The organism is Alsobacter metallidurans (genome assembly GCF_014636935.1).
In the GTDB taxonomy this organism is placed as follows: Bacteria; Pseudomonadota; Alphaproteobacteria; order Rhizobiales; family Beijerinckiaceae; genus Alsobacter; species Alsobacter metallidurans.
Genome location: NZ_BMES01000001.1, coordinates 1,696,690 through 1,722,169 on the forward strand (window position 1 = coordinate 1,696,690; position 25,480 = coordinate 1,722,169).

The window sequence follows — 25,480 nt, forward strand, 5'->3', positions numbered from 1 at the left end:
TTCTCATCGGATCGCATCGTCTTCGTCGTAGTCGGCGGTCGCCTCGGTTCCGACCAGGTCCCAAATGTCGAAGGGCGACCGGCCGTCGCCGGGCCGCTTTGTCGTGATCGCGTCGAGGGTCAGCCGTTCGCCCCTGGCGATCGGCCGCGCCGCCACGATGGATTTGCGCGCAACCGGGATGTTTGGAACCTCCGACGCCCGGGGCGTTTTCAGGCCATCTCCGAGCGAGGCTGAAATTTCACGCACGCCGTCCACCAACTGCTTGAGCTCGCCCGGCTCCAGCGAGGCGGCGTGGTCCGGGCCCGGTCGCGTCCGGTCCAGCGTGAAATGCTTTTCGATCGCCACCGCGCCCAGCGCCGCGGCCGCGAGCGACACGTTGATGCCGAGACAGTGGTCCGAGTAGCCGACCGGCAACCCGAAAGCGGCCCGCAGCGTCGCCATGGCGCCGAGATTGGCGTCGGCGGCCGGCGCCGGATACTGCGTCGTGCACTGCAGCAGCGTGACGTTGCGGCGCAAAGCCTCCCAGGCCGCCGCATCAGACAACGCCCGCGCAAACGCCGCCCGGTTGGGCTCGCGGCCAAGGTAGCCGACCGCCAGCGCGGCCAGCGCCAATTCGACTTCGCCCAGGTTCGCCATGCCGGTGGACAGGACCACGGGACGGCCGGTGCGTCCCACGGCCACGAGCAGCGGCGCATTGGTGACCTCGCCAGAGCCGAGCTTCAACTGCGGCAGGCGCAGGTCGTCAGACAGGAAGGCGAGGCTCTCCAGGTCGAACGGCGTGGACAGGAAGCCGATGCCCCGCTCGGCCGCGTGCTTCACCAGCCGGCGATGCGCGTCATGCCCGAGCTCCAGGCGGCGCAGCATGTCGCGCTGGCTTTCGCCGGCGCCGGTCGCCACTTTCTGGTAGGCGGCCTTCTCGGCCTTGCGGCTGGCGAGCTTGTCGGCCGAGAAGGTCTGGAACTTCACCACGTCCGCGCCCGCGTCGGCGGCGGCGTCCACGAGCGCCACGGCGGCGTCAAAGTCGCCGTCGTGGTTCACGCCGGCCTCGGCGATGATCAGCGTCTTGCGGCTCATGGCGCGTCTCCGGCCGGTTTGCGCAGCAGGTCGCGCGGCCGCTCGATGGCGGCGATCACGTCGGCGATGCGGGCGGAGGACCGCCCGTCGCCATAGGGGTTGACCGCCCCGCTCGCGTCCATGGCAAGCGCCTGCGCGATGGCGGCCGCGATGGCGTCGCGGGTGGGCGCGCAATGCACCACCGACGACGCCCGAAGCCGGCCCTTCTGCCGGTCGCCGACGTCCACGGTCGGCTTGCCGAAGCTCGGGACCTCGTAGAGCCCGCTGGACGAATTGCCCACCACGGCGTCCGCCGCCGCCACGGCCGAAAAATACAGCCGCGACCCCAGCGAGCCGCGATGCACGGCGTTGGGGCGCCTGGCGCAGAAGGCCGCGATGTCCCGGTCCAGCGTCGCGCCGTCAGGGTCAGCGTTGACCCCCGTGAAAACGAGGCCGAACTCCGGGCCAAGACGGCCCAACGTATCCAGCAGCGCCGCGAGCTCGGCGCGCGAGCTGTCCGACAGGGTCACGGGATGAAACGTCACCACCAGCAGCTTTGGCGTTGGCGGGAGGCCGAGCGCCGCAAAGGTCTCGTCGCGGGTGAGGAGGGCGGTGGCCCTGATGCGATCGATGCCAGGGCTGCCGACTGCGTGGACGCGCCCGGCCGGCTCGCCCATCGCCCGGACGCGTGCGGCGGCCTCTTCGGTGGTGGTGAAGTGCAAGCTCGCCATCTTGGTGATGGCGTGCCGGATGGCGTCGTCCATCGCGCCTTCGGTGATGTCGCCGCCCGCGATGTGCGCGACCGGGATCCGCATCACCAGCGCGGCCGAGACGGCTGCCAGGATCTCGTAGCGGTCGCCGAGCACGAGCAGCAAGTCTGGCGCGAGCCTGCCGAGCGTTTCGGCCAGACCGATCTGCAGCAGCCCCATCGCCTTCGCGGCGGCAGCGCCCGTGTCGGCGGCGAGCAGGATGTCGACTGTGTCGGCGGGCTCGAAGCCGTCCTGCCGAATGGCCTCCAGCGTATTGGCGGGGCCGAGATGCTGCCCGGTGGCGATCACCGACACGCGCAGGCCCCGGTCCGCCAGCGCCCGCGCGGGGCCGGCCAGCAGCCCCCAGTCGGCGCGGCTTCCGGTCACGATGGCGACGTGCAGCGCCATCTAGCGCAGCCCGTGCTTGGCCGAGGAAGGGATGTTGATCAGCCGCCGGCCAATGCTTTCGGCGACCGAGAGGTCGTCGCGCGGGCAGTCGCGGTACATGGACAGCTTGTGCATCACGGTCCAGACCGGCCGCGTCATCAGCCCGGCGTCGTTGGTGGCCTGCAGCACGCGGTCGCGCTCGGCCTCGTCGTCGGCGTCCAGCAGCACGGCGTTCAGCCAGTAGTTGGAGCGGGCGAAGGCCGGCTCGCGGAAGAACCGAAGCCCGGACACGCCCTCCAGCGCCTGCGCGTAGCGCTCGGCCAGCGCGCGCTTGGCGTCCAGGAACCCCGGGAGCTGCTCCAGCTGCGCCACGCCCAGCGCGGCGTTCAGATTGGGCAGGCGGTAGTTATAACCCAATTCGTCATGATCAAACGCCCAGCGGTGCGGGACCTTGGCCGTGGTGGTGAGGTGCTTCGCCCGCGCGCCCAGCACCGGATCATGCGTCAGAACCGCGCCGCCGCCGCCCGTGGTGACGATCTTGTTGCCGTTGAAGCTGAGCGTGCCGATGGGCGCCAGTGAGCCCGAGGGCCGGCCCTTGTAGAGCGTTCCCAGCGACTCGGTGGCGTCCTCGATCACCGGCAGGCCGAACTGTTCGGCGATGGCGTTCAGCCTGTCCATGTCCACCGGGTGCCCAAACGTGTGCATGGGCACGATGGCGCGGATCGTCCGGCCGGTCTCGCGGTTCACCAGCACGCCGTCCCGGCGCGTCCCGATGCGCTCCAGATGACGGCCGAGCTTTGCGGGGTCCATGCCGAGCGTCAGCATCTCGGAATCGACGAGGTGCGGCACGGCCCCGCAATAGACCACCGCGTTCACGGTGGCCACGAAGGTGAGGGTGGGGACGATCACTTCGTCGTCGGGCCGCACGCCCGCCACCAGCAGCGCCATATGCAGCGCCGCGGTGCCGTTCACGACCGCGACCGCCCGGCCGGCCCCGCAGGTCTCGGCCAGCCTGGCCTCGAAACCGTCCACGTACTGGCCGACCGACGAAACCCAACCGGTGTCGAGGCAGTCCTTCAGCAGCTCCCACTCACGGCCGGCGAAGCGCGGCTCATGCAGCGGGATCAACGCATCGGCGGGGCCGAGCACGCCCTTCAGGGCGTCGATAAGGCGGGAGTTGTCGACCGAGGTCATCATGCCTTCCAGGTGGCATTCGACCTGCGAGGTACCGCGCCGCTTGCGGCGATGTCAATGAGCGCACCCCAAGGTTGATCCACCTTGCCTTCTCGGCTACTGCGGGCGTGCAACCGAAAGGAGCCTGCAGGTGCGGTACCAGGGTCGGCGCGTGGTCGTGACGGGCGCGGATGGTTTCATCGGATCCCACGTCGTCGAAGCGCTTGTGGCCGAGGGCGCGGACGTCACCGCATTGGCGCTCTACAACGCCTTCGACAGCCACGGCTGGCTGGACGATCTCGCTCCGGATGTTCGCGCCAAGGTCAAGCTCGTGCGCGGCGACGTGCGCGACGGGGGCTTCATGATGCGGCTCCTCGCCGGGCAGGAGGTCTGCTTCCACCTCGCGGCGCTGATCGCCATCCCGTATTCCTATGACGCGCCGCAATCCTACGTGGCCACCAACGTGCAGGGCACGCTGAACGTCCTGGAGGCCGCCCGCGCACACGGCCTCGCCCGGGTGGTCCACACCTCGACGAGCGAGGTCTACGGCACGGCTCAGACCGAGCCCATGGACGAGACGCACCCGCTGCAGGGTCAGTCGCCTTATTCGGCCTCCAAAATCGGCGCCGACATGATGGCGGAGGCTTACGCACGCTCGTTCGAGCTGCCCGTGGTGACGCTGCGGCCCTTCAACACCTTCGGCCCGCGCCAGAGCGAGCGCGCCGTGATCGCCTCGACGATCCGCCAGATCCTCGACCCCGCCTGCGAGGCGATCCGCCTGGGCGATCTGTCGCCGCGTCGCGACTTCACCTTCGTGACCGACACCGCTGAGGCCTTTCTCGCCGTCGGGCTCGCGGACGGCCTGCAGTTCGGCTCCGCGTACAATGGCGGCACCGGCCGCGCCGTCACGATTGGGCAGCTCGTCGAGACGCTGCAGCGCGTCACCGGCTCCAACAAGCCGATCCAGAGCGAGGCGGCGCGCATGCGCCCGGCCGGCTCCGAGGTGCGGGCCTTGCTGGCCGATCACGCACGGCTCACCGCCGCCACCGGCTGGGCGCCCAAGCTGAGCCTGGAGGACGGGCTGGCCAGCACGGTCGCGTGGTGGCGCGGCCGCCTGTCGGGCGGACGCGCGCGCTCCGCCACCGACTACGTCGTCTGACGCGCCACGGGAGTACGCCGATGAAGATCCTCGTCACCGGCTCGGCCGGGTTCATCGGCTTTCACCTGGCCCGTCGCCTGCTGGCGGCCGGCCATTCGGTGGTCGGTCTCGACGGCATGACGGCCTATTACGACGTGCGGCTGAAAGAGCGGCGCGTCGCGCTGCTCAACCAGAACCCTGATTTCATCCAGCACGTGGTGATGCTGGAGGACATGGAGAGCATGGCCGCGGTGGTGCGCGAGGCCCGGCCCGACGCCATCTTCCATCTCGCGGCCCAAGCCGGCGTCCGCTACAGCCTCGAAAACCCGCGCGCTTACGTGGACGCCAACCTGGTCGGCACCTTCAACGTGCTGGAACTGGCGCGCGAGCTCGCCGTGAAGCACCTGCTGATGGCTTCCACGAGTTCGGTGTACGGCGCCAACACGGTGATGCCGTTCACCGAGGACCAGCGCGCCGACATGCCGATGACGCTCTACGCCGCGACCAAGCGGGCGACCGAGCACATGGCGCACAGCTACGCCCATCTGTGGGGCATCCCCACCACGATGCTGCGCTTCTTCACCGTATACGGGCCTTGGGGCCGGCCCGACATGGCGCTGTTCAAGTTCGCCAAGGCGATCCTGGACGGCGAGCCCATCGACATCTACGGCCAAGGCGCGATGCGACGCGACTTCACCTATGTGACCGACCTCGTGGAGGCTATGGCGCGCTTGCTCGACGCCGTGCCGGCCGCGGCTGCCGACGAGGACGAGGCCAAGCTGACCGGCGCGTCGATCGCGGCGCCGTTTCGCGTGGTCAACATCGCGGGCGGCCAGCCGGTGGAGCTGATGGACTACATCGCCTGCCTGGAGCGGCATCTCGGCCGCCAGGCGCAGCGCAACTACATGCCCATGCAGCAGGGCGACGTGCCCGCCACCTTCGCCAACGCCGACCTGCTGGAGCGCCTCACGGGCTATCGACCATCGACGACCGTGGACCAGGGCGTAAAGGCCTTCGTCGACTGGTACGTCAACGAGTGGCGCTAGGGGGCAGGGCGCGCTCCCGTCATCGCGAGCGCAGCGGAGCAATCCAGCCTGGAAGCCCGGCAATCAGGCGGGATTGGTTCGCCTTCGGCTCGCAATGACGGCGGGGCGCACGGGCCGGGAGGGCGCCTCCGGGGCTTCCTCGAACCCTTTAGAGCCTGAAGAGCTCCAGCCCGTCCGGCTTTGCGTCACGCGGCAGCGCGCCGCGCACGTCGATCACCGTCGTTGAGCCCGGCTTCAGGAGCGACTGCACGAGCGTCCAACCCTCGTTGACGAACTCCGCATGCGGCACAGCCAGGATCACGGCGTCGGCCGGCGTAAGCTGGTCCAATGGCGTCAGCGCCAGCCCATACTCGTGCTCGGCGTCGCGCGGATCGGCGAGCGGATCGTGGATCTCGACCGCGACGCCAAAATTCTTCAGCTCCGCGACGATGTCGACCACCTTGGAGTTCCGGGTGTCCGGCACGTTTTCCTTGAAGGTCAGGCCCAGCACCGTGACTGTCGGGTTGGCCTTGCCGGCCGCCAGCATCATGCGGATGCACTCGCGCGCAACGCGTTGGCCGACGCCGTCATTGATGCGGCGTCCCGCGAGGATCACCTCGGGATGGCACCCGGCGCGCTCGGCCCGGTAGGTGAGGTAATAGGGATCCACGCCGATGCAGTGCCCACCGACGAGGCCAGGGCTGAAGGGCAGGAAGTTCCACTTGGTGCGCGCCGCCGTCAGCACGTCGCCGGTGTCGATGCCGAGCTGCTGGAAGATCACCGACAGCTCGTTCATGAACGCGATATTGAGGTCGCGCTGCGTATTCTCGATCACCTTCGCGGCCTCGGCCACCTTGATGGACGGCGCCTTGTGAACGCCCGCCTTCACGACGGAGCCATAGACCGCCGCGATGATGGAGAGGCTCTCGGCGTCCTGCCCGGACACCACCTTGGTGATGGTTTCGAAGCGATGCTCCTTGTCGCCAGGGTTGATGCGCTCGGGCGAGTAGCCGACCCGGAAATCCGGCCCGCAGCGCAGGCCCGAAACGCGCTCCAGCACGGGCACGCAGTCTTCCTCGGTGGCGCCGGGATAGACCGTGGATTCGTAAACGACGATGCCGCCCGTCTTCAGGGCGCGACCCACCGTTTCGGACGCCTTGAGCACGGCCCCAAGGTCCGGCCGGCGCGCGTCGTCGATTGGGGTCGGCACCGTGACGATGAAAAAATCAGCATCCGCGAGATCGGCCGGATCGGCGGTGAGCCGCAGGGCGCGCAAATCGGCGGCTTCAACCTCGCGCGTGCGGTCATGCCCGGCGGCGAGCTCCGCGATCCGCTTGCGGTCAATGTCGAAACCGATCACCTGGGCTCCGGCCCGCGCGAACGACGCCGCGACCGGCAGGCCCACGTAGCCGAGGCCTATAACAGCGATCCTGCGATCATGCTCCACGGCGGCGCCTTTCTGCTTGGGAGCCGTGCCTTATCGCCCCGGGCCCGTCGCCGCAAGCGTGTCCGCGTAGCCCGGTGGGCGTTCCGGTTGCAGACGTGGGAATAGCAGGACCGCGGCCGCGACCGCCGCGATCCACCAGCCCTGCCACGCGCCATGGCTTTCCATCGCTATCGCCAGCACGGCGACCGCGCAGGCCGCCCGCTCCGGCAACAATTGATTGGGCAGGCGCGCCAGCCGCAGGCCGACAAGCCCGAGCAGAACGATGCTGATCAGCGCGCCCGGAAGCCCGAGCTCCGTCCAGGCCTGCAACAACGCGTCATGGGGATGGCCCACCGCCAGCATCGCGCGGTGCCGCTCCGGCACTTCGATTGCGACTGGATCCTTGTCGAGCTTCGGCGACGACCCGAAGCCCGTCCCGGTCGCGAGCCTGCGCACCGCCACCTCGCCGAAGGTGATCCAGATGTCGACCCGTTCCCGCGCGTGCGCGGAGCTCAGCGCCGACATGCCGCTTTCGGGAATCGCGCGCGACAGCGCCAGCCCGAACACCGGCTGAACCGCCATCGCGAGCACCAGTACAGGGGCGGCGAGCGCCTTGACGAGGCGCGGGGCTGCGAGCGCCATCATGAAGGCGGCGGCGCCAACGAGCACGGAGAGTTTCGAGGTGCCGCTGGTGGACGCGAGCGCCCCCGCGGCGACCACCGCGAAGGTCGCCAACGCCAGCCCGTTGCGCCCCTGCGCGCGCATCGCAGCGGCCAGCGGCCAGAACAGCAGGGTGGCTGTCACGATCGGGCGGTTCATCACGTAATCTTCGAGCCGGCCGCCCCAGAGACGCCGCATCGGGAAATCGAAGTGGATCTCCACCGCGAGAACCAGCGTCACCAGCGCGAGCGAGACGGCCAGCGCCGGCGTCGCCCAGCCGGGGAGAGAGCGGGGTAGCGCGGCGGCGAGCAGGGTTGCGGCCGCCAGCGGCGCGATCAACTCGCCAAAAGCCGCCACCGATGACCGCTGATCGACGCTCCACAGGATGGTGACAAGCGCCCAGACCAGAAACGCAAATCCGGCCCAGGCTTCGGGTGTGCGCAGCATAGCGCCAAGCGAGGCGCCGAGCGCGGGCGCGCCCGAGCGAACCAGCGCGGCCGCGAGCGCGAGGGCTGCCGCGATCCCTAAAACGAGCGGAGACGACCGGTTGGCGAACGCCATCAGCACCGGCAGCACCACCACGAGGCAAGCCGTCGCGAGATCGGCCAGCAAGGCCCCGCGTGCGCCGGCAGGGGCTGGTTCGGCCGTGCGGGGGAAGGAAGCGACCATGCGTCAGGGCTCCAAGCGGTTCCGCGTTATGAAGCTTGATCGCAGCCTGCGCAATTCGTGTTCAAGCGTCATGAACCTGAATGGCCGCTCCACGCCGGCACTTTGTAGAAGCCGTCCGGATCGTCCCGGCCCGTCGTCCAAGCGTCGGCGAGGCCCTGCTCGATCCGTCGCGCGATCGGCAGCCGATAATGCAAATGGTCCCAGAAGTTGGCGTCGTCCCGGGTGATCGGGTTCGGCAACCGGAAGTCGACCATTGTCGCGCCCCTGGCGAGCGCGATCGCGGCGACCCGCGCCTTGCATTCCTCCATCCGAGCGCCCTCACGGCTGGCCGCAGGATAGATCCCGGCCGCGTGGGCCGGCGGAAACACTACGAGGCGGACGGCGCCGGCGGGCGTTCGGGCCAAAAGGTTGTCCAGCCATGCGAGCGCCGGGAGCCGGATGGTCGTGCGGTCTACGCCAGCGGCGGGCGGCGCATCTGAGGGAGCCTCCCGCCGGAATCCGGTGTCGCCATAGATATGGAGGCGGGCGCGCCCGAGATCATAGGCGCGCTCGTCGGGCGTGAAGACCTCGTAGCCGTTCAGCGGCAGGCGCGGCGCCATCAGGCCCATCCGGTGGAGAGCCAGCCGCCACGCGATTTCGATCGATCGGAGGTTGAAGAGATGGCGCCAATCGTTCCAGGGGTTCGCGTCGTAGAGGCTGTCGGGGAACCCCCGCGACGTGATTCGCTTGTCGGGGCTGTCGGCGTCCTGGGCGCACCAAAGCGGATCGATCCCGAAGATCGCCAGCCGGGCTTGCGGCGTTTCGCGCAGGAAGAGGTTGGCAATTTGCGCCTGCTCCCAGGCGGTAGCCGAGTTCATCGCGAGATTGGCCGTGCGCGCGCCGAAGGCCAGATCGAGCCGGCTGGGATCCAGCAGTCTCACCGTCGAGGTGCCGAATACGGCCCCGTCGAACAGGTGCGTCCGGATTACCTGCGGGTACATGTAGCGCTGGTTGAGGTCCATCAGCGCCGGAGCGCCGCTGCGCTTGAGCGGCATGGCCCCGTAGGGATCAAACGCCGCAAGCGCGCCGCCGAGCACTACCCCGATCAGCGCGAGCGCGGCGAAAAATCCCGCCAGCAGCTTTCGCCAGGGATGCGCCGGTCTCGATGCGCTGCTCGTCATTGTCCCCGCCGCGAGGCTCCGTGGTTGACGCGGTCACGGAGGCGACCGGCAGTCGCCTCCGCATGAAAAAGCGTCCGACCTGAGGAGGTCGGACGCTTCTGTGGGACAGATCGGCAGCCGGATCAAGCGCTGGCGCTCGCTCCGAAGCGGCGTCGTGTCTTAGCGGCAGATCACCCGGCCGGACGACGCGCGCTGGCACTGGCGACCATTCCGGTAAACGACCGGGTTTTCGCTGCGGCCATAGCCGTAACCACGGCCGTATTCACGTCCGTATCCCCGGCCATAGCCGCGATCATAACCACGCCCGTAGCCGTAGCCGCCGCCCGCCGGCCGGCACACCACCGCGCCGGACGAAGCCCGCTGGCACTGTCGGCCGTTGCGATAAACGATTGGATTTTCCTGGACAGTCTGCACGAGACCGTCCTCGGCGCCCGTAAGCGGCGCAACCGGGAACGGCGCGGCCTGCGCCGAAGAGGCTCCGAGCCAGGCTGCGGCGGCGGCGATGACGATTGCTGCGGTCTTTTTCAAGTTTCAACTCCCTCACGTGAACGTATCTGATTATCGATCGACGACGTTTGAAAGGCCGGGCGGTTCCACTTCGGCCTTGAGCTTGTCGGCCGAAACAGCTGAACGGCCTGCCTATTCGTCCGCCGGAGCCTCTTTCGCAAGGTGCGGAGACCGCGCGCAACGGCGCGGTGGTGACGTTCCACCGCCCACCAGAGCGCGATTGCAAACATGTTTGCGGCCGCCAGGCCCGTCCAGAACGGAAAGTACCTGAATGCGAGATGGGTCAGGTACAGCGAGTAGGAGAAGGCGGCCAGACCACGCCCGGAGCGAGCCAGCCAAGCCGGTGGCCGCAGCCGCTCGACGGCGAGCAGAAACGAGAACAGGCCGGCTCCGATCAGCACGTTGAGCAGGAAATCGTAGAACTGACCCTCGACGGCTTCCCATCGCAAGACCGCCAGCGCCGTGAAGGATGCCGCCAGAGCGGCCCACACCGGGGCGTTGCGCGGCAGGCGGCTCCACAGTGACGCCGCCAGCGCCCCGAGCATCCACGTCAAGGCGAGGCGACCGCTCACAGTCTGGTGGTGCCAGACGACAAGCGCGGGCAGGAACAGGGGCAGATAGGGCCAGAGGCTCTGCCGGCGGCGCAGCATAAGCGCGCCGAGCCCGACATAGCACCACCACTCCACCGCGATGGACCAGAGGGTTCGCCCGGGTCCGACCCGGTCAAAGGCGGGAAACCACTCCCAACGCTCATGCAGCGGGAAATCCTGCAGCATGAACAGGTTGGCCATGACCGTGACCAGATCCGTCGGGCCATCCTTGGCGAAGGACACCCCAGCGAGCCACAGAAATGCGAGGGCGGGCACGTAGGGGGTGAAGACCCTCGCGGCGCGGTCGATCAGGAAGTCGCCATAGTCATAGTCGCTCGGCTTAGAGGCCACGCTGGCGGCGATCAGAAAGCCAGACATCACGAAAAACAGGATGACGCCGAGATCCTGCATCGTGAACGGAGAGGCGACGCCGTTCAGCGATAGGAAGTGCCCCACCAGCACGAGTTGCGCCGCAATGCCCCTCGTCCAGTCGAGCGTCACGGTTTGCGCCGGCGACAGCGCCTTGCGCGTTGATCCAGCTTCAAGGATTCGGGGATGCCGAAGCCGCTCTGCGGCGTTGGCCGGATCGGCGCTCATGCAGGACGCCTCCCGGTTGTGCGTGGGGCCGCAGATTGGCGGTGATCCACCTGGACGTCGGTAAACGCAACGACTCCGCCGGCAGCCCGGCGGAGTCGTGGTAAAGCTGATTTAGCGGCAGATAACCCGGCCGGACGAAGCCTGCTGGCAGCGTCGACCGTTCTGGTACCAGACAGGGTTTTCCGAGTAGCCGCGGCGGTAGCCGTACCCGCCGCCATAGCCGCCGCCGTACCCGCCGCCCCAGCCGTAGCCATAGCGCTCACGACGCAAAGGCCGGCAGATAACGCGCCCGGAAGACGCCTGCTGGCATTGCTGGCCGTTGCGGTAGAAGATTGGCGTATCCGGTTCGTCATCATAGTAATACTGCGCCTGAGCCGAAGCTGCTCCAGCCACCAGGGCGAGAGAGGCGAACGCCACCGTTGCAAACATCCTCATGGGTCTTCTCCTGGTCCGTTTGAATGCCTAGCTACGTCGACGGTTCCGCAGCTCTGGTTCCTGATCCGCCAAGCTCAGGCTGGTTGCAACCTAAAGCCAGCGGACGGCGAATTCACGAGCGAAATATGATAAAGGTATCGTTACGTCGCCCGGTCGATCAATTTTTCCCTGAGTTCGACCACGTTGGTTGTTGCGGTCTGCGCTCTGGCCGCCGCGCTCGAGACGATCCGCCGCAGCGGCGGAGCCTTGAGCATTGCAGGGTAATAACGTGTTGGCCGGCCTGAATGTTCCCGGAACGAGTGCGCGACGACTTGCGCCGCTTTGGCCTAAAAAGCGGTTCAGCTCTTCGGCTTTGCCGTGCGGGAGCGGCGTCCTTCGAGAACGATCGTCCAGCCGCCAGCCCAGAGACCCGCGGAGGCCGTCTTGGCGGCCTGTGTCTCGCGCTCGTATTTGGGTTCGGCGCCTTCCGATGAGCGCGCCCATCCGTTGGCGACCATGATCCGCGCTAGGTCGCCTTCGCGGCCTTTGCACCGGGCGCGAATGCGTCGTTTCTCCAGCCGCTCGACCACTTCACAACTGAGAGTCTGATCTCGCAATTGATTGGCGAGCGCCGCCCGGGCGCGCAGCCCGCAGGCCCAGCGCAACTTGGCGGTGTCGGCGCAAACGGCTTCGGGTCCGGGCCCGATCACCTCGTCTAGGATGATCTCCCCGTTTGCCTTTGAGGTGAACGATACCGAATCGACCGGATCGAACGGGCCTTCCACGCTCACGACCGCGAGAACCGTCGGAGGCGGGATCTTGGAGGCCGGCGCAGGTACTGGAGGCGGGGCCGCGATTTCGACCGGCGGCGGCGGAGGGACGGGAGGTTGGGACAGCCGGTCGCCCATGGTGGCGACCAACCCGATCGCGGCGGCCAGAAGGACGCCGGCGATCAACGCCACGCGCGCCAGAACGCCGGCGTCGCCCCAGATCGGCCTGTTCACGCGAGTCTCCCGCAGGCGCCAATCGCGAATCGCAAGGCATGCCTCAACCGTTGAGAGCCGAGATGTAAAGCACACCTTCGCGGACGGAAATGCTCGCCGTCCCTTTTGGCAACGCTCCTTTCACCACAGCCCCATGGAAACGGGCGCGTCCGCTTGAGTCGCTCAAATTGAATCAATCCTTCTCAGAACCGTTGAACCGCCCCCACGCTACCGGTTCAAGCGAAGGGCGGCCCCGGCGTCGCAGCGTTGACCTTAGGAGGGTGAGATGGCGGCGATGTGGGCGATCCTGGCGGTCCTGGGCGGCGGGATCGGGTTTACGATCGGCCTGAACTTCGGCATCGCCGCCGCGTTCGTCTCCGCTTTCGTCGGCGCCTGGACGTTCACGGGCGCCGGCGTCGCCGCCTTGCTGCTGCGCGGCTCGCGTCCGGGCGGCGAGAAGGATGTGAACGCTGAAGCCGCCGATGACGTGGTCGAGATCGACCTCGACGCCATGACCGACCAGATGGTGAGCGCCCTGCGAGGCGCGCTTGAGGCGGCCGAGCGGCGCGACGGCGCGGCAGTGCGCATGGGCGACGCCGCAGGGCGCGCTTGCGCCTGACCTGACGCCCACAGGGTAAAACCCAGCCGCGTCTGCGGCTCAACTGCAATCGATGAAGTCAGCCGCCGGCGCATCGCTGGCGGCTTTTGCGTTTGTTCAGGCCCCGAACTCAGCGCAACTGTGACTGACAAACCAAAAAGCCCGCCGTGGAAGCGGCGGGCTCAGCAACGGAGAAGTGGCGCGCGAGAGGAAGTCTCAGCCGTCCACGCCGCCGCGCAGCGTCCAACTCTCGTTGGAGAATGGATCGGAAGCCGCCGAGGCGCTGGCCACTGGCTTCTCCGCGCCGCGCCGAACCGGCGGAGCGGTCCGGGCGATCGTTGGGCGCGCCGCTCGGCTGGGCTCGAGCGACACCCAATAGCGCGGTTGCGCCGCGGACTGGCGCTTGACCCATTTGTACCCCGAGAGGTTCCAAGCGACCACGCGCCCACGCAGGTTGTCGAGCACGAAGTCGCCTCGGTCGGTGCGAACCGTTAGAACAAGGTGATTCTCGCCCGACCCCGTGACCACGGCTGCGAGCGATAAGGCATTCGCCGGAAAGCCGCGTGCGATCAGCGCCGAACGTTTCTGAACCGCGTAGTCGTTGCAGTTGCCGTAGCGCGTTTCCAGCGACCACTTGAAGCCGTCCTTGCCGGCGTTCGGCGCGATGCGGGCGTTCACGGCCGCATTCACGGCAGCCATCTCGCTCCAGCGCGCGGGCGTGAGCGCGACCTCGCTCTCGCCGGCGGGCCTGCACTGGTCGGCATGGGCGTTGCAGAATTGAATGAAAGCGAGGGGCGCGAGCGTCAGTTCGCCGTCGCCCAGAGCAGTGGCCTGCGGCAGGCTCCGGGCCTGATCGCCCTGCGATGGGGTGGGGCTCGCATTCGCGACGCCGTTGCCGAAGCCAATCGCGACCGTCAACACGGCCGCGTGGAGAACGCGGGACATCATGATCTCCCTGATCAGATGCCACGAATTTAAAGATGAAGGATTGCAGGTCGGCGCCGGATCAGCGTCGAATACTGGCTATCGTATCAGTCAGTCTTTAACCAGCATGCGGCGATCCGAAACCGGACTACGTCAAGCCATTGGCCGGCGCCGGGCCGAGAGCAGCCGGTAAGCCACAAAGATCAGGCCAAGCACCGCTGCGCCGACCAGGATTGCGGATGTGAGGTTCGGCTCTACGATGAGGCCCGGCGTCGCATAGCCCAGCACGGCCGCACAAAGCAGCACAACCGCAGTGGCGCGATGGATGGGGTGCCGGAAAAAACGCAACATCGTCCAATATAACGCGCGACAACACCGGGCGTTCCTTGGCGGCTCAACGCCTCAATCGATCTCCGAGCCGCTCCACTTCCCGACGCAGCGTGTCAAGGCCGCGCTGCATTTCCCGGACGGCGTTGTCGGAGATGATCGGGGCCGAGGTCAGCGGCGGCCCCGGCGTGGCATCCGGGCAGTCGGGGAGGCCGTCGCGCTTCAATCGCGGCGAGATCCCGCCTTGTGGCGTCAGGAGGTAGGCGCAACCGGTGTCGTCCCGCCAGACCACGGGTTGATCGAGCGCGAAGGCGGGAGTGGCCCCGCAAGCAGTGATTAGGAGGGCGGCGAAAGCAGGACTGCGCATGCCCGACAACGCAATCCCCTTCGATTCAGTTCAGGTCGGGGCTCAAAACTTACGGCGAACGACGGGGTCGAACGCCGGCACGGCATCCGGAAGGGGCGTCGCCCGCGCGGGCTGCTCGCGTCGCTCGATGCGGTCCATCAGGTGAACAAGCCGCACCAGATAGGGCGGAAGGGGTTCATTGATGGCCGACATCAGTTCAGGGCCGGTCGGCGGGGCCGGGATCTCGTCGAAAGAGAAGGTTTGGCTGGACATTCATGATATCCTTTCGAGCGAAGGCAAGCATCTCATGGTTAATAAAATCTTAACATGAAAGTCATTGGGCACCTTGGGCTGCGCAATTCCGGAGATCGACGATGACGCGTCTGGCGACCTGGGTAATCTTGTTTGCAGTCCTGAATACTGTATCGGCCTGTGGTCATTGCGCCGATTTCAGGCCCTTTAACCCGTTTCGGAGCTGCCAGGATGATCAGCCTCGCTAGGGAGGGCGCGACGTCGTGACCAACCGTCTCGTGTTCGAAACCGCGATCGGCGAGTGCGCGCTGGCCTGGACGGACCGAGGAATTTCGAAGTTGTGGCTGCCGGGCGGCTCCCTTCCACAGGGTGATTCGACCTACGAGCACAGTCCGGCGTGGCTGGCCGGCGCCGTCGACGCGATCCAGCGCCTCCTGCTGGGGCAGAGGGTGGATCTCTGTTTCATTCCGGTCGATCTTCGCGCCGCGCCAGACTTTCATCGAAAAGTCTACGTCGTCGCGCGCTCCATCCCGCCCGGCCGCGCGATGACGTATGGCGAAGTCGCCGCGGCGATCGGCGAACCCGGCGCGGCCCGGGCCGTCGGGCAGGCGCTCGGCCGCAATCCGGTTCCCATCGTGGTTCCGTGCCATCGCGTGCTGGCGGCCGGCGGCAGGACAGGTGATTTTTCAGCTCCCGGCGGGGCTGCGTCCAAGCTGCGCTTGCTGGCGATCGAGGGCTATGCCGGCTCCGGGCCTTCGTTGTTCGACTTCGCCGAGGCTCAGGCGACTGCGCGAAGCGCCAGCGCCGATCCGTAGAGGCCCAGCGCGAACACCACGTGGCCGGCAATGTTCAAGCCGCGGATTTGCATCGCGTTCGACCGTTTTGATGCGGCCCAGCCTGCGCCCATTCCGGGTTGCAGCAGAAACCAGCCCGCCCCGACGGTCACGAGGCCCAGCACCAAGGCGGGCGCGAATGTCGGTGCTTGCGCCCAACCGGGGACGATCGCCAGCAGAGCGCCCGCGTAGATCACTCCGATCGCGTAATGCGCAATCCACCCGATTGCGACTTCGCTCGGGTGCGGCTCGGCAGCCGCGATATCGTCGTGAAACACGCGTCCGGAGGGCAGGTGGCTGAACCAGCGGCCGACCAATCCCCAGTTGGCGAGCGGGATGCCGAAGCTACGGAACAGGAACAGGGCCCAGAGGTCCATCAGCGCCGTTGCGCCGACGCCGATTACGAGTGCGCGAACGAGAAAAGAGAACATGGCTGCACTCGAGGGGTGATGGCGGCTGGGCCGTCAATTCAGCCCGGATCAGCCCGTCGCGCCAGCGCCGGTGAGAGCGGCGCTCACGTTGTCCCCGCCCAAATGCGTCAGTCCGCCGCCGACTGGCTGGCCCGCGCCCGCCATGCGGAGCGGATTGCCCAAAGCGCTGCCGCGGCCAGAAACGCGCCGATCGCGCCCCCGAACGAACTCGCGACCCAGTCGATCAACTGAGACGTCCGGCCCGGAATGAACTGTTGAACCCACTCGAGCAATGCGGCGAGCGTCGCAAAAGCGAGCGGCAGGGCCAGCGTGGGCGGTCGGGCGGCCGCGATCCCGATCAGGAAAGTTGCGCCTGAATAAGCCATGAAATGTTCGAACTGGCCCGAGGCGCCCGTATGCGGCCGATCCGCCCCGGGCACCACGGACAGGATCACGATGACGGCGACGAGCCCGAGGGCGGTCAGCTTCGCGGCCCTGTACGCGGTTCGGCCCGGCGGGCGCGTGAAGAAGGTCGGCGGCAATTGAAATCCTCGGTCGCGTTTCGGCGGGCGCATCAGAACCGGACAAATCGGGCCGTAATGCATCCGGCTTGTGACGGCTGACACATATTGGCGGTTGCGTCCATGCCACGATGCAACAGTCAGACCAGCCCGGCGCCCGGCTCGTTTCGAAACGAAACAGGGTTGTCGGCAAGCCGTTTGCAACCTCTCGGCAGGTGTCGCGGTTTCTGCGCCGGAATCTTCGGAGTTGGCTCGTGCTGAAACAATCTGTCCCTTCGGTCATGCAGCCAAAAGCCGGAGAGGAGGAGAGGGTCGAGCTTACCCTCGTCGATCCCCGCGAGATCATGCGCGAATGTCTCGCCGCCGCATTGGCAGAGGCCGACCAGGCCTTCTCGATCACGGCTCTCGCAGCCTTGCCTCCGAGCTGGCGCAATGGCTTCCCAACGGGCCGGCTGCGAATCGCGCTGCTGAATGGGGAGAAAGGTGATTCGGCCGCTCTGGCGGCGGACGTCACAGCGCTCCTCGGTCCGCACGGCTTTGATCATGTCATCGCGCTTTGCGCCAAAGGCGACGCGGCCTCCATGGTCGACGCTCTCGGGGCGGGCGCGGCGGCGGTGGTTCCGGCCGACGCCAGCCTCGACCTCCTGCGTCATGTCGTCCGGCTCGTCATGGCTGGCGGGACCTATGCGCCGGCCTCGGCGCTGCAGGCCTTGGAGCCAGGCCCGGCCCCGAAAGTCGCCAAGCCGGCCGCCGTCGCAGGCCTGCCGCCGCTCACGCCACGCCAGGCCGCGGTGGTCGAGGCGCTGCGCCGCGGCAAGCCCAACAAGCTGATCGCCTATGAACTGAACATGTGCGAAAGCACCGTGAAGGTGCACCTGCGCACCGTGATGAAGAAGATGCGCGCGCAGAGCCGGACGCATCTGGCCACCATGATGGGCCGCCACGAGGCGCTGGCTCTTTCGGCCTAAGCCTCAGTGGCGCTTATCGGATGGGCTTCGCATGAGGCCCCTGGGCAAGCGTGTCCTTGACCTTGAAGGGCAGCAATCGCCAGTTCACCGGCTTCGACACGAAAGCGGATGCGCCGAGTTGGTAAGCCTTGTCGATCGCGCTCAGATTGGTTTTTCCGGTGATCACGATGATTGGCGTCGTGGTCGTTCGCGCATCGCCGCGCACGTGCTTGATCACCCCGAACCCGTCGGTTCGCGGCATTTCGAGGTCGACGATCACGAGATCGAAATGCGCAGCGCCGAGCTTGCCGATCGCGACGGATCCATCTTCGGCGGTATCGACCTCGACAGCCTCATCCGTCAGGGCGCGTTCCGCGATCTTCCGGAATGTGGGATCGTCGTCGACAACGAGGACGCGCTTGCGTGCCTCGGGCATGGAACACCTCGCTGGTTCGCCGAAAATGCGACCACAGGTTGTAATCTTTAGGCCTGCACTGATTAAAGAAACGGTAACTCTGTCGGAAAACGTCTCTGATCCATCAACCTGATGGCAGACGTTACAACCATAGGATGCGCCAACGGAGGTGCAACTTGGTGAACACGCGCGAGAGCTTAGGGCGGCGAATCCGCGTCCTGCGCGATGCGTTGCGGCGCAGGCCCGACACTGAGCACGAGATGACGATCAATCGCGTCGTGCTGTTGTCGCTCGTGCTCGGTTACCTTTGCATTGCGGCCGCGATTGGCCACGAGGGCGCTTCGGCGATGCTCGCCAAGTCCTGGCGCGTATTCGCGGGACACTATGTCGTCACGTTGCTGCTGATCTGGCATTTGATCATGCGGCCCGGCGCGTCGCCGGTGCGCCGCCTCGTCGCCATCGTGGTGGATCTCGGCAGCCTGTCCTTCGGCGCCTATGCGGGCGGTGACGCCGCGGCCGCCATTTACCCCATCTATCTTTGGGTCATCCTCGGCAACGGCTTTCGCTTCGGCGTATCCTACCTGTTCGCCGCCTCCGTCGTCTCGATCATCGGGTTCACCACTGTGATCGCCGTGACGCCCTTCTGGCGCGACAACCTGCCTCTCTCGATCGGGCTCCTGATCGCGCTTGCAGCGCTGCCCGCCTATGTGTCGACGCTGATCCGCAAGCTGAACCAGGCCAAGGCCGAGGCCGAGGCCGCGAGCAGGGCCAAGAGCCTCTTTCTGGCCAGCGTCAGCCACGAGCTGCGCACGCCTCTGAACGCCGTGATCGGCTTCAGCGACCTGCTCGACGACGGCCGGCTGCAGGGCGATCAGTCCGAACTCAACAGGGCCATCGGGGCCGCGGGGCGGTCGCTGCTCACGCTGATCAACAAGCTCCTGGAGCTGTCGCGCCGCGAGGCCCAGCAGGGGGAAGCCCCGCCCGTGTCGTTCGATCTCGCGGCGGCCCTTTTTGCGGCGCGCAACATGGTTTTCGTCCAGGCGCGGCAGAAGGACCTGCAGGTGAACGTCTTCATCGGCGAGGGAGCGCCGCTGCGCCTGCGCGGACAGGCGAGCCAACTGGGCGAGGTGTTGGTCAATCTCGCCGGCAACGCAGTGAAGTTTACGGCGTCGGGCCATGTGGTGATCGCGGCTGGGCCATCAGGCGCGCCCGGCCTGCTGCGCTTTGAGGTGCGTGACACTGGGATCGGGATCGCGCCGGAGGCCCGCGAGCGCATCTTCGAGCGCTTTACCCAGGCGGACGCCACCATCATCGACCGTTTCGGCGGCACCGGGCTGGGCCTCAGCATCGTCAAGGACATCGTCGAGGCCCAGGGCGGCCGGATCGGGGTCGACAGCGAGCCGGGCCAGGGCAGCACGTTCTGGTTCGAATGGCCATTCGAGGCCGACGCCACGACGGAGCCGGCCCGCGCCGCGGTGGTTTCGCTGTTCTCGTCAGACGAACGATTCCGACAGCGCTGGACGAATGCGCTGACCCGCCGCGGCGTCGTGATCGCGCCGCTGGGGGCAACCGCCATGACCGGCCAGGTCATCGTTCTGGACGGCGCCGACGCGGGCTGGCGCGACGTCGCCGAAACCCTTGCGGCGGACCGCAAGGTCGGCGGCCTCACGATCTTGCTGGCGGCTCCGGACCGCGGTTTTGTCCTCGAACAAGCCGATGAAGCGCTCGTCAACGCAGTTGCGCCTGTCGCGCCGGACGCCGACGCGCTCACCTGGTCGCTCGCGATCGTCGACAAAGCGGGAGGCGCCCGCCAGGACGGGCCCGTTGTTACGTCGGCTTCGCTCGCGGGTCTGCGTGTGCTGGTCGCCGAGGATAATCTGGTGAACCAAAAGGTCGCGAGCCTGATCCTCGGCAAGGCCGGTATCGTGGTGACGCTCGCCAACAACGGCGAGGAGGCGCTCAGGGCCCTGGAAGCGTCGGACTTTGACGTGGTGCTGATGGACGTCAACATGCCGGTGATGAACGGCATCGACGCCGCGCGGCTCTACCGCGTGGGCCGCGGCTCCGACGGCGGCGCGCCCATCCTGGCGCTCACGGCCGACGTCACGCCCGAAACGGAGGCGCGCTGCCGCGAAGCCGGCATGATCGGCTGCGTCACAAAGCCGATCAACCAGGACGTGCTTCTCGCCAAGCTCGCCGAAGTGATCGGCGCACGCCCGGCGGTCGACCGTCCGGCCGAGGCGCCCGGCGCCGACCTGTCCGGCAGTGAGATCGACGAAGCCGCACGGGACGTGCTGCGCGAACTAGGCGGCGACGCCTTCCTGGCCGAATTGACGGGCGATTTCCTCGACTCCGCCTCCGCCGCGATGGAAACGCTGATCCGGGCGCGCGAGGAGCGCGATTCCGAGACCTTCCGCCAGGCCAGCCACGCGCTGAAAAGCGCGGCCGGCAATGTTGGCGCCGAGCAGGTGCGCCAGCTCTGCGCGGCTTGGTGCGACGCCACGGAGGCGAGCCTCGCCGACCCGGCGACCGACACCGGCCGCCTCGCCGCCGCGATGCTGCGTTTCCAGCACCGCTTGGCGACGGGCGCAGTCGAGGAACCGGACCTCAGCGCGGGGGAGGAAGCCAGGATCTCCTACTCGAAACGCAGCTGAGCGCACGCCGGATGAGCCCGGCTTGCGCGAAAGGCCGCAAAATACCAGATTGGCGCTATGTGTGGCCGCTTCGCCCTGACCGCCTCGCCCGACCAGATCCGCGCTCTGTTTCAGTACGAGCAGCAGCCGAACTTTCCGCCGCGCACGAATGTCTCCCCCACCGAGCCGATCGCCATGGTGGCGTCCGACCGGGGAACGCGTTCGTTTCGGCTCGTCCGGTGGGGTTTTATTCCGTCCTGGGTGAAGGACACCAAGGCGTTTCCGCTGCTGATCAACGCGCGCGGCGAGACGCTCGCGACCAAGCCCGCATTCCGCAACGCGATCCGGCGGCGGCGCTGCATCGTGCCCGCCGACGCCTTTTACGAGTGGAAGCGCGAAGGCGAGGGCCGGGCGGCGCACAAGCAGCCTTATCTGATCCGCCGCCGGGATGGGCGCACGATGGGCCTCGCAGGCCTTTGGGAGACCTATGTGTCGCCGGACGGCGGCGAGATCGATACGGCGTTGATCGTCACCACGGGCGCGAATGGCGCCATGGCGGCAATCCACGATCGTATGCCTGTGATCCTGAAGCCGGAGCAGTTCGACCTATGGCTGGACTGCGCCAATGAGGATCCGGGCCCGGCGCTGCAACTCGTGCGGCCCTGCGCGGATGACGTGATTGAGATGGAGCCCTGCGACCCGCGACTGCCCCAGCCCGAACGCCGCGCCGCCCCCGCGCCGCGTCCATCGTCGCCCGAGCTCCCGCCTCGCGAACCCGTCTCAGCTTCCCGCAAGGCAGGGGTCGGCGATGCGCAGGGCAGCCTGTTCTAGGATCGTCCCGGGTGAACGGCACGGCCTCGATCGATGCGCGCCTGGCGGTGCGGGCCTACCGACCCTCGGATTGCGCTGCCTGCGCGTTGATCTATGTCCGTGCCCGCATCGTCGCCTTTCCGTGGCGGCCGGCGACGAGCTTCGCATTGGCCGACTTCGAACGCGACTCGCAGGACGAGTCCGTTCTGGTCGCCGAACGCGACGGCCAGGTGGTTGGCCTGTTGTCCGTCTGCCCCGATGAGCGCTTCATCCACCTGCTGTTCGTGGACCCTGACCATCACCGTACGGGCGTCGGCCGGCGCCTGCTCGCGCATGCGCTCGAGGCGCTTGGCCCGCGCGTCTGGCTGAAGTGCCAGCAGAAAAACCTGCCCGCGCTGGCGTTCTATCGCAGCCAGGGCTGGAGCGTGACGCCCGGCGGCGCCGACGAGGTTGGTCCCTGGAGCTATGTCGCGTCTCCGGCCGCCAACGTGGCGCAGCCGTGAGGCGCTCCATCAGCGCTGCCGCAGCGTCGCCCGCAGCACGAAGGTGAGCACCGCCGCGACTGCCCGATAGAGTTCCTCGGGAATCTCCTCGTCCAGAGGCACGCGCGAGAGCGCCTCGGCCAGCAAAGGGTTCTCCTCGACGGCCACGCCGTGCTCCTGCGCGGTCGCGACGATGCGATCCGCCACGGCGCCGCGCCCCTTGGCGGTGACGCGCGGCGCACGGCTCTTGCCGCGTTCATATTCGAGCGCGACCGCAACTTTCGGAGGCGAGGCGCCGCTCATGAGCGCTGGTCCAGCCGCCCGCCGGGCGGGGAAGCTGGGCGGCGTGGCGCGCCCGGGATCACGGCGATCTCGGGGTTTTCGAAGGCGGCGTCCACCAGCGAAAAGCGCAGCGCGTCCGCGCCTGCTTCGAGGCGGGCGCGCGTTTCCGGCTTTTCCGCCCACAGCGTCACGCCGAGCGCCTGCGCGCCGAGCGCCAGTCGCGCATGGACGGGGCCGCCCTCCGATGTGTCGATCGCGAACTCCAGCGTCCAGAGCGGCGCCGACGCGCCTGCCGCGCCGCCGCGCGATCCCTCGTTGCGGATGCGAACCTGCGCGTTCGCGGTTTCGCGCGGCAGCAGGATCGGGATGTCGAAAACCCAGCCTTGCTGGCCCGGCGGACGCACCTGCTGTGGGGCGCTGTCCGTCTCGTTCAGCGGCAGCGAGGCCGCCTGCGACAGGCGAATGCGATCGATGCTCGCCTCCACCTGCTCGCCGATCCGTTGCAGCGGCGCGTCCGTGACGGGCGTGTCGGCCAACATGGCGGGCGAAGATGGCCGGGGAGGCTGGTCGGCGCGCGGCGGCGCGTCGCGAGGATGCGACGGCGGAGCCGGAGATCCCGGCGGCGTCTCGCCGACGTCGGCCGGGATGGGATCGCCTCCGGCCGCCAGCGTGGCCCGCAACGCCTGCGCCAGCATGCGCGCGTCGCCGATCGGCGAAGCGGCGGCGCGCAGCGCCTGCGCGAGCGGCAGAACCGTATCCACGAGCGAGGTCGTGTCGTCGACTTGCTCGGCGGCGCTGCGCGCCGGCGCCGCTACGCCTTGGGCCGGCTTGGGCGAGCCCGCGATGTCCTTGGCGGCCAGCAGGTCAAGATCGGAAACGGGATTGCGGCGCGGCGGCTGAAAACCCCGCTCGCCGACCGCCGCGCCGGTGTGCTCGTCGATCGAGGCCGGCGCGTCCACGGCCGGGACGGGCCCGACCAGCGCCTTTGCGAGTGTCAGCAGCAACGACTTGGCATCCGCCACGCGGGGCGACCGCCCGGTGGCGAGCCGGCTTTCGAGAAACAGTCCGGATGACTGCGCCATGGCCTGCAGCGTCACCGGGTCGATTGGCGCTCCGCCATCCAGCGCCCGCCCGACAAGGGCGGTCGCGGCCGCGCGGGCCGCCGGCGGCAGGGACGCCGCGACGATGGGATCGGCGAGCGCGTTCCGGAGCAGGCTGACCAGTTGCGAGGCGGGCGCCTGCGTGGCGTCGGCCCGCACCAGGGCGGCCGAGAGCGCAGTGGCCGGCGTCGCGAGCGGAAGCGGATCCAGGACCGGTGGCGGCGCGGGCGCACGCTCCACCGTGGCGGCGGGCGGCAACGGACGAGCGCCCACTGACGACGAAGCAGGGTCGAGAACGACCTGGACGGCGGGCTGTTGCCCAGCCGAGAGCACGGAGAGCCGCACATTCGCGCCGACCTGCAGGTTCTCTGCCCCGGAGACCTGCAGCGGACCCAGCGCGGTGATCAGCGTCGCCAGCCCTTCCTGCGTGATCGCGGCCACGCGCGCCGCCACGACGGCGCCGGGCTCCAGCGCCAGCGCTTCGGCGGCTGCGGCTTGAAGGGCCGGCTTCAGGGGTGTAACGCCGCCCACGGCCACGGCTGTTCTCCCGGCGCGCCGAGCGCGCGCGGGTCAAGGTTGCCGCATTCGCGTTTGCGGATCGTTAAGGAATGCCCTCCAAGCCGAGATGGCTCGCGGGCGGCGCCTACAGCACCTTGCCGGGGTTGAGAATGCCCTTGGGATCCAGCGTCGACTTGATTGCGCGCATCATCTCCAGCGCCACTGGATCCTTGACCTCCGCGAGCAGATGCCGCTTCAGCCGGCCAATGCCGTGCTCGGCTGAGATCGATCCGCCATAGCGGGCCGTGAGCCCGTGCACGACGCGATTGATGGCGTCCCACTGCGCCATATAGGCGGCTTTCTCCATGCCGACCGGCTGGGTCACGTTGAAGTGGAGGTTGCCATCGCCCAGATGGCCGAAGGGCAGGGGGCGGCAGCCCGGCATGGCCTGCTCCAGCGCCGCGTTGGTCTCGGCGATGAACTGCGGGATCGTGGCGATCGGCAGCGCGATGTCGTGCTTGATCGAGCCGCCCTCGAAGCCTTGAGCCTCTGAGAGCGTCTCGCGCAGCTTCCAAAGTGCGTTGCGCTGGTCCAGCGAGGTCGCGATGGCGGCGTCCTCGACCTCGCCGGCCTCCATGGCGGCTCCGAGGATCTCCTCCAGGGCGCCGTCCAGGGCTTCGTCGCGCGCCGACGAGAGCTCGATCAGCACGTACCATGGATACGGACGTTCCAGCGGGTCGCGGCAGCCCATGTAATTGACCGACATCTCGATTCCGAGCCGCGGCACGAGCTCGAACGTCGTCAGGCCGTTGCCGGCCGCCGCCTTGGCGCGACCGAGCAGCGCCAACGCGGCCGCCGGCGTGGGCAGGCCGCACAGCGCCGTCACCATCTGGCGAGGGCGGGGGAAGAGCTTCAGCACGGCCGCCGTGACGACGCCCAGCGTGCCTTCAGCCCCGATAAAGAGGTTCTTGAGATCGTAACCGGTGTTGTCTTTCCGCAGCTTGCCAAGCCCATGCCAGACGCGGCCATCGGCCAGCACCACCTCGAGGCCGAGCACGAGATCGCGGGCGTTGCCATAGGCGAGCACGGCGGTGCCGCCGGCGTTGCTGCCGAGATTGCCGCCGATCGTGCAGGTGCCCTCCGAGGCGAGCGACAGCGGAAACAGCCGGTCGGCCGCCTGCGCCGCCTCCTGGGCGCGCAGCAGGGTGACGCCGGCCTCCACCACCATGGTGTCGGAGAGCGGATCCACCTCGCGGACGCGATCGAGGCGCGTCAGCGACAGCACGATTTCGTCGCCGCTCTCGTGCGGCACCTGGCCGCCGACCAGCCCGGTGTTGCCGCCCTGGGGGATAACCTTCCAGCCCTGCGCGTTGCACAGCGCCAGCACGCGCGAGACTTCGTCGGTGGAGCCCGGGCGCACGACGCAGAGCGCCTTGCCCCGGTAAAGGCCGCGCCACTCCACGAGGTAGGGCGCCATCTCCTGCGGGTCCGCAAAGGCGTATTTCTCGCCCACGATGGCGGCCAGTTGCGAGACCACGGACGCGGCGGCGGTGAGCAAGGAATCCTGCATC

Annotated in this window: 27 protein-coding genes; 8 read left to right on the forward strand and 19 right to left on the reverse strand. The window is 68.0% G+C overall.

The window, feature by feature from the left end; genetic code table 11:
• Window positions 1-3: 3 nt before the first annotated feature.
• From neuB to IEV99_RS07775, 3 genes are read right to left on the reverse strand one after another with little or no spacing between them, the layout of a single operon-like run.
• The gene (gene neuB / locus IEV99_RS07765) at window positions 4-1,074 is read right to left on the reverse strand and encodes an N-acetylneuraminate synthase (RefSeq protein WP_188517092.1); all 1,071 of its coding nucleotides are present in this window, start codon (window positions 1,072-1,074) and stop codon (window positions 4-6) included.
• The gene (neuC, locus tag IEV99_RS07770) at window positions 1,071-2,210 is read right to left on the reverse strand and encodes a UDP-N-acetylglucosamine 2-epimerase (RefSeq protein ID WP_188517093.1); all 1,140 of its coding nucleotides are present in this window, start codon (window positions 2,208-2,210) and stop codon (window positions 1,071-1,073) included. The genes neuB and neuC overlap by 4 nt, the downstream gene beginning before the upstream one ends.
• Entirely contained in the window at window positions 2,211-3,383 is a 1,173-nt protein-coding gene (locus IEV99_RS07775) for a LegC family aminotransferase (RefSeq protein ID WP_188517094.1), read from the reverse strand.
• Between the two features lie 130 nt (window positions 3,384-3,513).
• On the opposite strand from IEV99_RS07775, the gene IEV99_RS07780 reads away from it, so the two are divergent.
• Both IEV99_RS07780 and IEV99_RS07785 read left to right on the forward strand, forming a co-directional pair.
• Window positions 3,514-4,521 carry a GDP-mannose 4,6-dehydratase gene (locus IEV99_RS07780; protein WP_188517095.1) on the forward strand — a complete coding sequence of 336 codons (1,008 nt, stop codon included), beginning with the start codon at window positions 3,514-3,516 and terminating at the stop codon, window positions 4,519-4,521.
• 20 nt (window positions 4,522-4,541) lie between these two features.
• Window positions 4,542-5,546 (forward strand): SDR family NAD(P)-dependent oxidoreductase, encoded by a 1,005-nt coding sequence (locus tag IEV99_RS07785; RefSeq protein WP_188517096.1) that lies wholly within the window; start codon window positions 4,542-4,544, stop codon window positions 5,544-5,546.
• Between the two features lie 148 nt (window positions 5,547-5,694).
• Here the strand turns inward: IEV99_RS07785 and IEV99_RS07790 are convergent, their stop codons facing one another.
• The 7 genes from IEV99_RS07790 to IEV99_RS07820 form a co-directional block, all read right to left on the reverse strand.
• The gene (locus IEV99_RS07790; RefSeq protein ID WP_188517097.1) at window positions 5,695-6,972 is read right to left on the reverse strand and encodes a nucleotide sugar dehydrogenase; all 1,278 of its coding nucleotides are present in this window, start codon (window positions 6,970-6,972) and stop codon (window positions 5,695-5,697) included.
• Between the two features lie 30 nt (window positions 6,973-7,002).
• Complete coding sequence (locus IEV99_RS07795) at window positions 7,003-8,280, reverse strand: O-antigen ligase family protein (RefSeq protein ID WP_188517098.1); 1,278 nt, start codon at window positions 8,278-8,280, stop codon at window positions 7,003-7,005.
• A 68-nt stretch (window positions 8,281-8,348) separates the two neighbouring features.
• On the reverse strand, window positions 8,349-9,440 hold the full coding sequence (locus IEV99_RS07800) for a hypothetical protein (RefSeq protein ID WP_188517099.1): 1,092 nt from the start codon (window positions 9,438-9,440) through the stop codon (window positions 8,349-8,351).
• Window positions 9,441-9,599: 159 nt separating this feature from the next.
• Window positions 9,600-9,968: a hypothetical protein gene (locus tag IEV99_RS07805; RefSeq protein WP_188517100.1), complete on the reverse strand. Its 369-nt coding sequence runs from the start codon at window positions 9,966-9,968 to the stop codon at window positions 9,600-9,602.
• Window positions 9,965-11,134, reverse strand: a complete 1,170-nt coding sequence (locus IEV99_RS07810; RefSeq protein WP_188517101.1) for an acyltransferase family protein — start codon at window positions 11,132-11,134, stop codon at window positions 9,965-9,967. Before IEV99_RS07810 ends, IEV99_RS07805 begins: the two co-directional genes overlap by 4 nt.
• Before the next feature lie 111 nt (window positions 11,135-11,245).
• The gene (locus IEV99_RS07815; protein ID WP_188517102.1) at window positions 11,246-11,569 is read right to left on the reverse strand and encodes a hypothetical protein; all 324 of its coding nucleotides are present in this window, start codon (window positions 11,567-11,569) and stop codon (window positions 11,246-11,248) included.
• A gap of 338 nt (window positions 11,570-11,907) precedes the next feature.
• Entirely contained in the window at window positions 11,908-12,510 is a 603-nt protein-coding gene (locus IEV99_RS07820; RefSeq protein ID WP_188517103.1) for a thermonuclease family protein, read from the reverse strand.
• Between the two features lie 307 nt (window positions 12,511-12,817).
• On the opposite strand from IEV99_RS07820, the gene IEV99_RS07825 reads away from it, so the two are divergent.
• Entirely contained in the window at window positions 12,818-13,150 is a 333-nt protein-coding gene (locus tag IEV99_RS07825; RefSeq protein ID WP_188517104.1) for a hypothetical protein, read from the forward strand.
• A gap of 195 nt (window positions 13,151-13,345) precedes the next feature.
• On the opposite strand, the gene IEV99_RS07830 is transcribed toward IEV99_RS07825, so the two are convergent.
• The 3 genes from IEV99_RS07830 to IEV99_RS07840 all read right to left on the reverse strand — a co-directional run bounded on the left by IEV99_RS07830 (window position 13,346) and on the right by IEV99_RS07840 (window position 14,999).
• Window positions 13,346-14,074, reverse strand: a complete 729-nt coding sequence (locus IEV99_RS07830; protein ID WP_188517105.1) for a transglutaminase-like cysteine peptidase — start codon at window positions 14,072-14,074, stop codon at window positions 13,346-13,348.
• Between the two features lie 132 nt (window positions 14,075-14,206).
• The gene (locus tag IEV99_RS07835; protein ID WP_188517106.1) at window positions 14,207-14,404 is read right to left on the reverse strand and encodes a hypothetical protein; all 198 of its coding nucleotides are present in this window, start codon (window positions 14,402-14,404) and stop codon (window positions 14,207-14,209) included.
• Window positions 14,405-14,789: 385 nt separating this feature from the next.
• The gene (locus tag IEV99_RS07840; RefSeq protein WP_188517107.1) at window positions 14,790-14,999 is read right to left on the reverse strand and encodes a hypothetical protein; all 210 of its coding nucleotides are present in this window, start codon (window positions 14,997-14,999) and stop codon (window positions 14,790-14,792) included.
• Between the two features lie 242 nt (window positions 15,000-15,241).
• On the opposite strand from IEV99_RS07840, the gene IEV99_RS07845 reads away from it, so the two are divergent.
• Window positions 15,242-15,793, forward strand: coding sequence for a methylated-DNA--[protein]-cysteine S-methyltransferase (locus tag IEV99_RS07845; protein ID WP_188517108.1), 552 nt, complete (start codon window positions 15,242-15,244; stop codon window positions 15,791-15,793).
• Here the strand turns inward: IEV99_RS07845 and IEV99_RS07850 are convergent.
• The gene (locus tag IEV99_RS07850; RefSeq protein ID WP_188517109.1) at window positions 15,757-16,242 is read right to left on the reverse strand and encodes a DUF2938 domain-containing protein; all 486 of its coding nucleotides are present in this window, start codon (window positions 16,240-16,242) and stop codon (window positions 15,757-15,759) included. The two genes, IEV99_RS07845 and IEV99_RS07850, sit on opposite strands and share 37 nt — an antisense overlap.
• Window positions 16,243-16,349: 107 nt before the next feature.
• Entirely contained in the window at window positions 16,350-16,763 is a 414-nt protein-coding gene (locus IEV99_RS07855; protein ID WP_188517110.1) for a VanZ family protein, read from the reverse strand.
• Window positions 16,764-16,996: 233 nt separating this feature from the next.
• On the opposite strand from IEV99_RS07855, the gene IEV99_RS07860 reads away from it, so the two are divergent.
• Window positions 16,997-17,710, forward strand: a complete 714-nt coding sequence (locus tag IEV99_RS07860) for a helix-turn-helix transcriptional regulator (protein ID WP_188517111.1) — start codon at window positions 16,997-16,999, stop codon at window positions 17,708-17,710.
• Between the two features lie 13 nt (window positions 17,711-17,723).
• Here IEV99_RS07860 and IEV99_RS07865 read toward each other — a convergent pair whose 3' ends face one another.
• Window positions 17,724-18,125, reverse strand: a complete 402-nt coding sequence (locus tag IEV99_RS07865) for a response regulator (RefSeq protein WP_188517112.1) — start codon at window positions 18,123-18,125, stop codon at window positions 17,724-17,726.
• Window positions 18,126-18,364: 239 nt separating this feature from the next.
• Between IEV99_RS07865 and IEV99_RS07870 the strand changes: the two genes are divergently transcribed.
• From IEV99_RS07870 to IEV99_RS07880, 3 genes are read left to right on the forward strand one after another with little or no spacing between them, the layout of a single operon-like run.
• Complete coding sequence (locus IEV99_RS07870) at window positions 18,365-20,758, forward strand: ATP-binding protein (RefSeq protein WP_188517113.1); 2,394 nt, start codon at window positions 18,365-18,367, stop codon at window positions 20,756-20,758.
• Window positions 20,759-20,815: 57 nt separating this feature from the next.
• Window positions 20,816-21,568 (forward strand): SOS response-associated peptidase, encoded by a 753-nt coding sequence (locus tag IEV99_RS07875; protein WP_188517114.1) that lies wholly within the window; start codon window positions 20,816-20,818, stop codon window positions 21,566-21,568.
• An 11-nt stretch (window positions 21,569-21,579) separates the two neighbouring features.
• Window positions 21,580-22,050, forward strand: coding sequence for a GNAT family N-acetyltransferase (locus IEV99_RS07880; protein WP_188517115.1), 471 nt, complete (start codon window positions 21,580-21,582; stop codon window positions 22,048-22,050).
• Between the two features lie 9 nt (window positions 22,051-22,059).
• On the opposite strand, the gene IEV99_RS07885 is transcribed toward IEV99_RS07880, so the two are convergent.
• From IEV99_RS07885 to IEV99_RS07895, 3 genes are all read right to left on the reverse strand, one after another.
• The gene (locus IEV99_RS07885) at window positions 22,060-22,332 is read right to left on the reverse strand and encodes an EscU/YscU/HrcU family type III secretion system export apparatus switch protein (RefSeq protein ID WP_188517116.1); all 273 of its coding nucleotides are present in this window, start codon (window positions 22,330-22,332) and stop codon (window positions 22,060-22,062) included.
• Window positions 22,329-23,948: a flagellar hook-length control protein FliK gene (gene fliK, locus IEV99_RS07890; RefSeq protein ID WP_188517117.1), complete on the reverse strand. Its 1,620-nt coding sequence runs from the start codon at window positions 23,946-23,948 to the stop codon at window positions 22,329-22,331. Before fliK ends, IEV99_RS07885 begins: the two co-directional genes overlap by 4 nt.
• 106 nt (window positions 23,949-24,054) lie before the next feature.
• A complete protein-coding gene (locus IEV99_RS07895; RefSeq protein WP_188517118.1) occupies window positions 24,055-25,479 on the reverse strand; it encodes an FAD-binding oxidoreductase in 1,425 nt (474 codons plus the stop codon).
• Between the last annotated feature and the right edge of the window lies 1 nt (window position 25,480).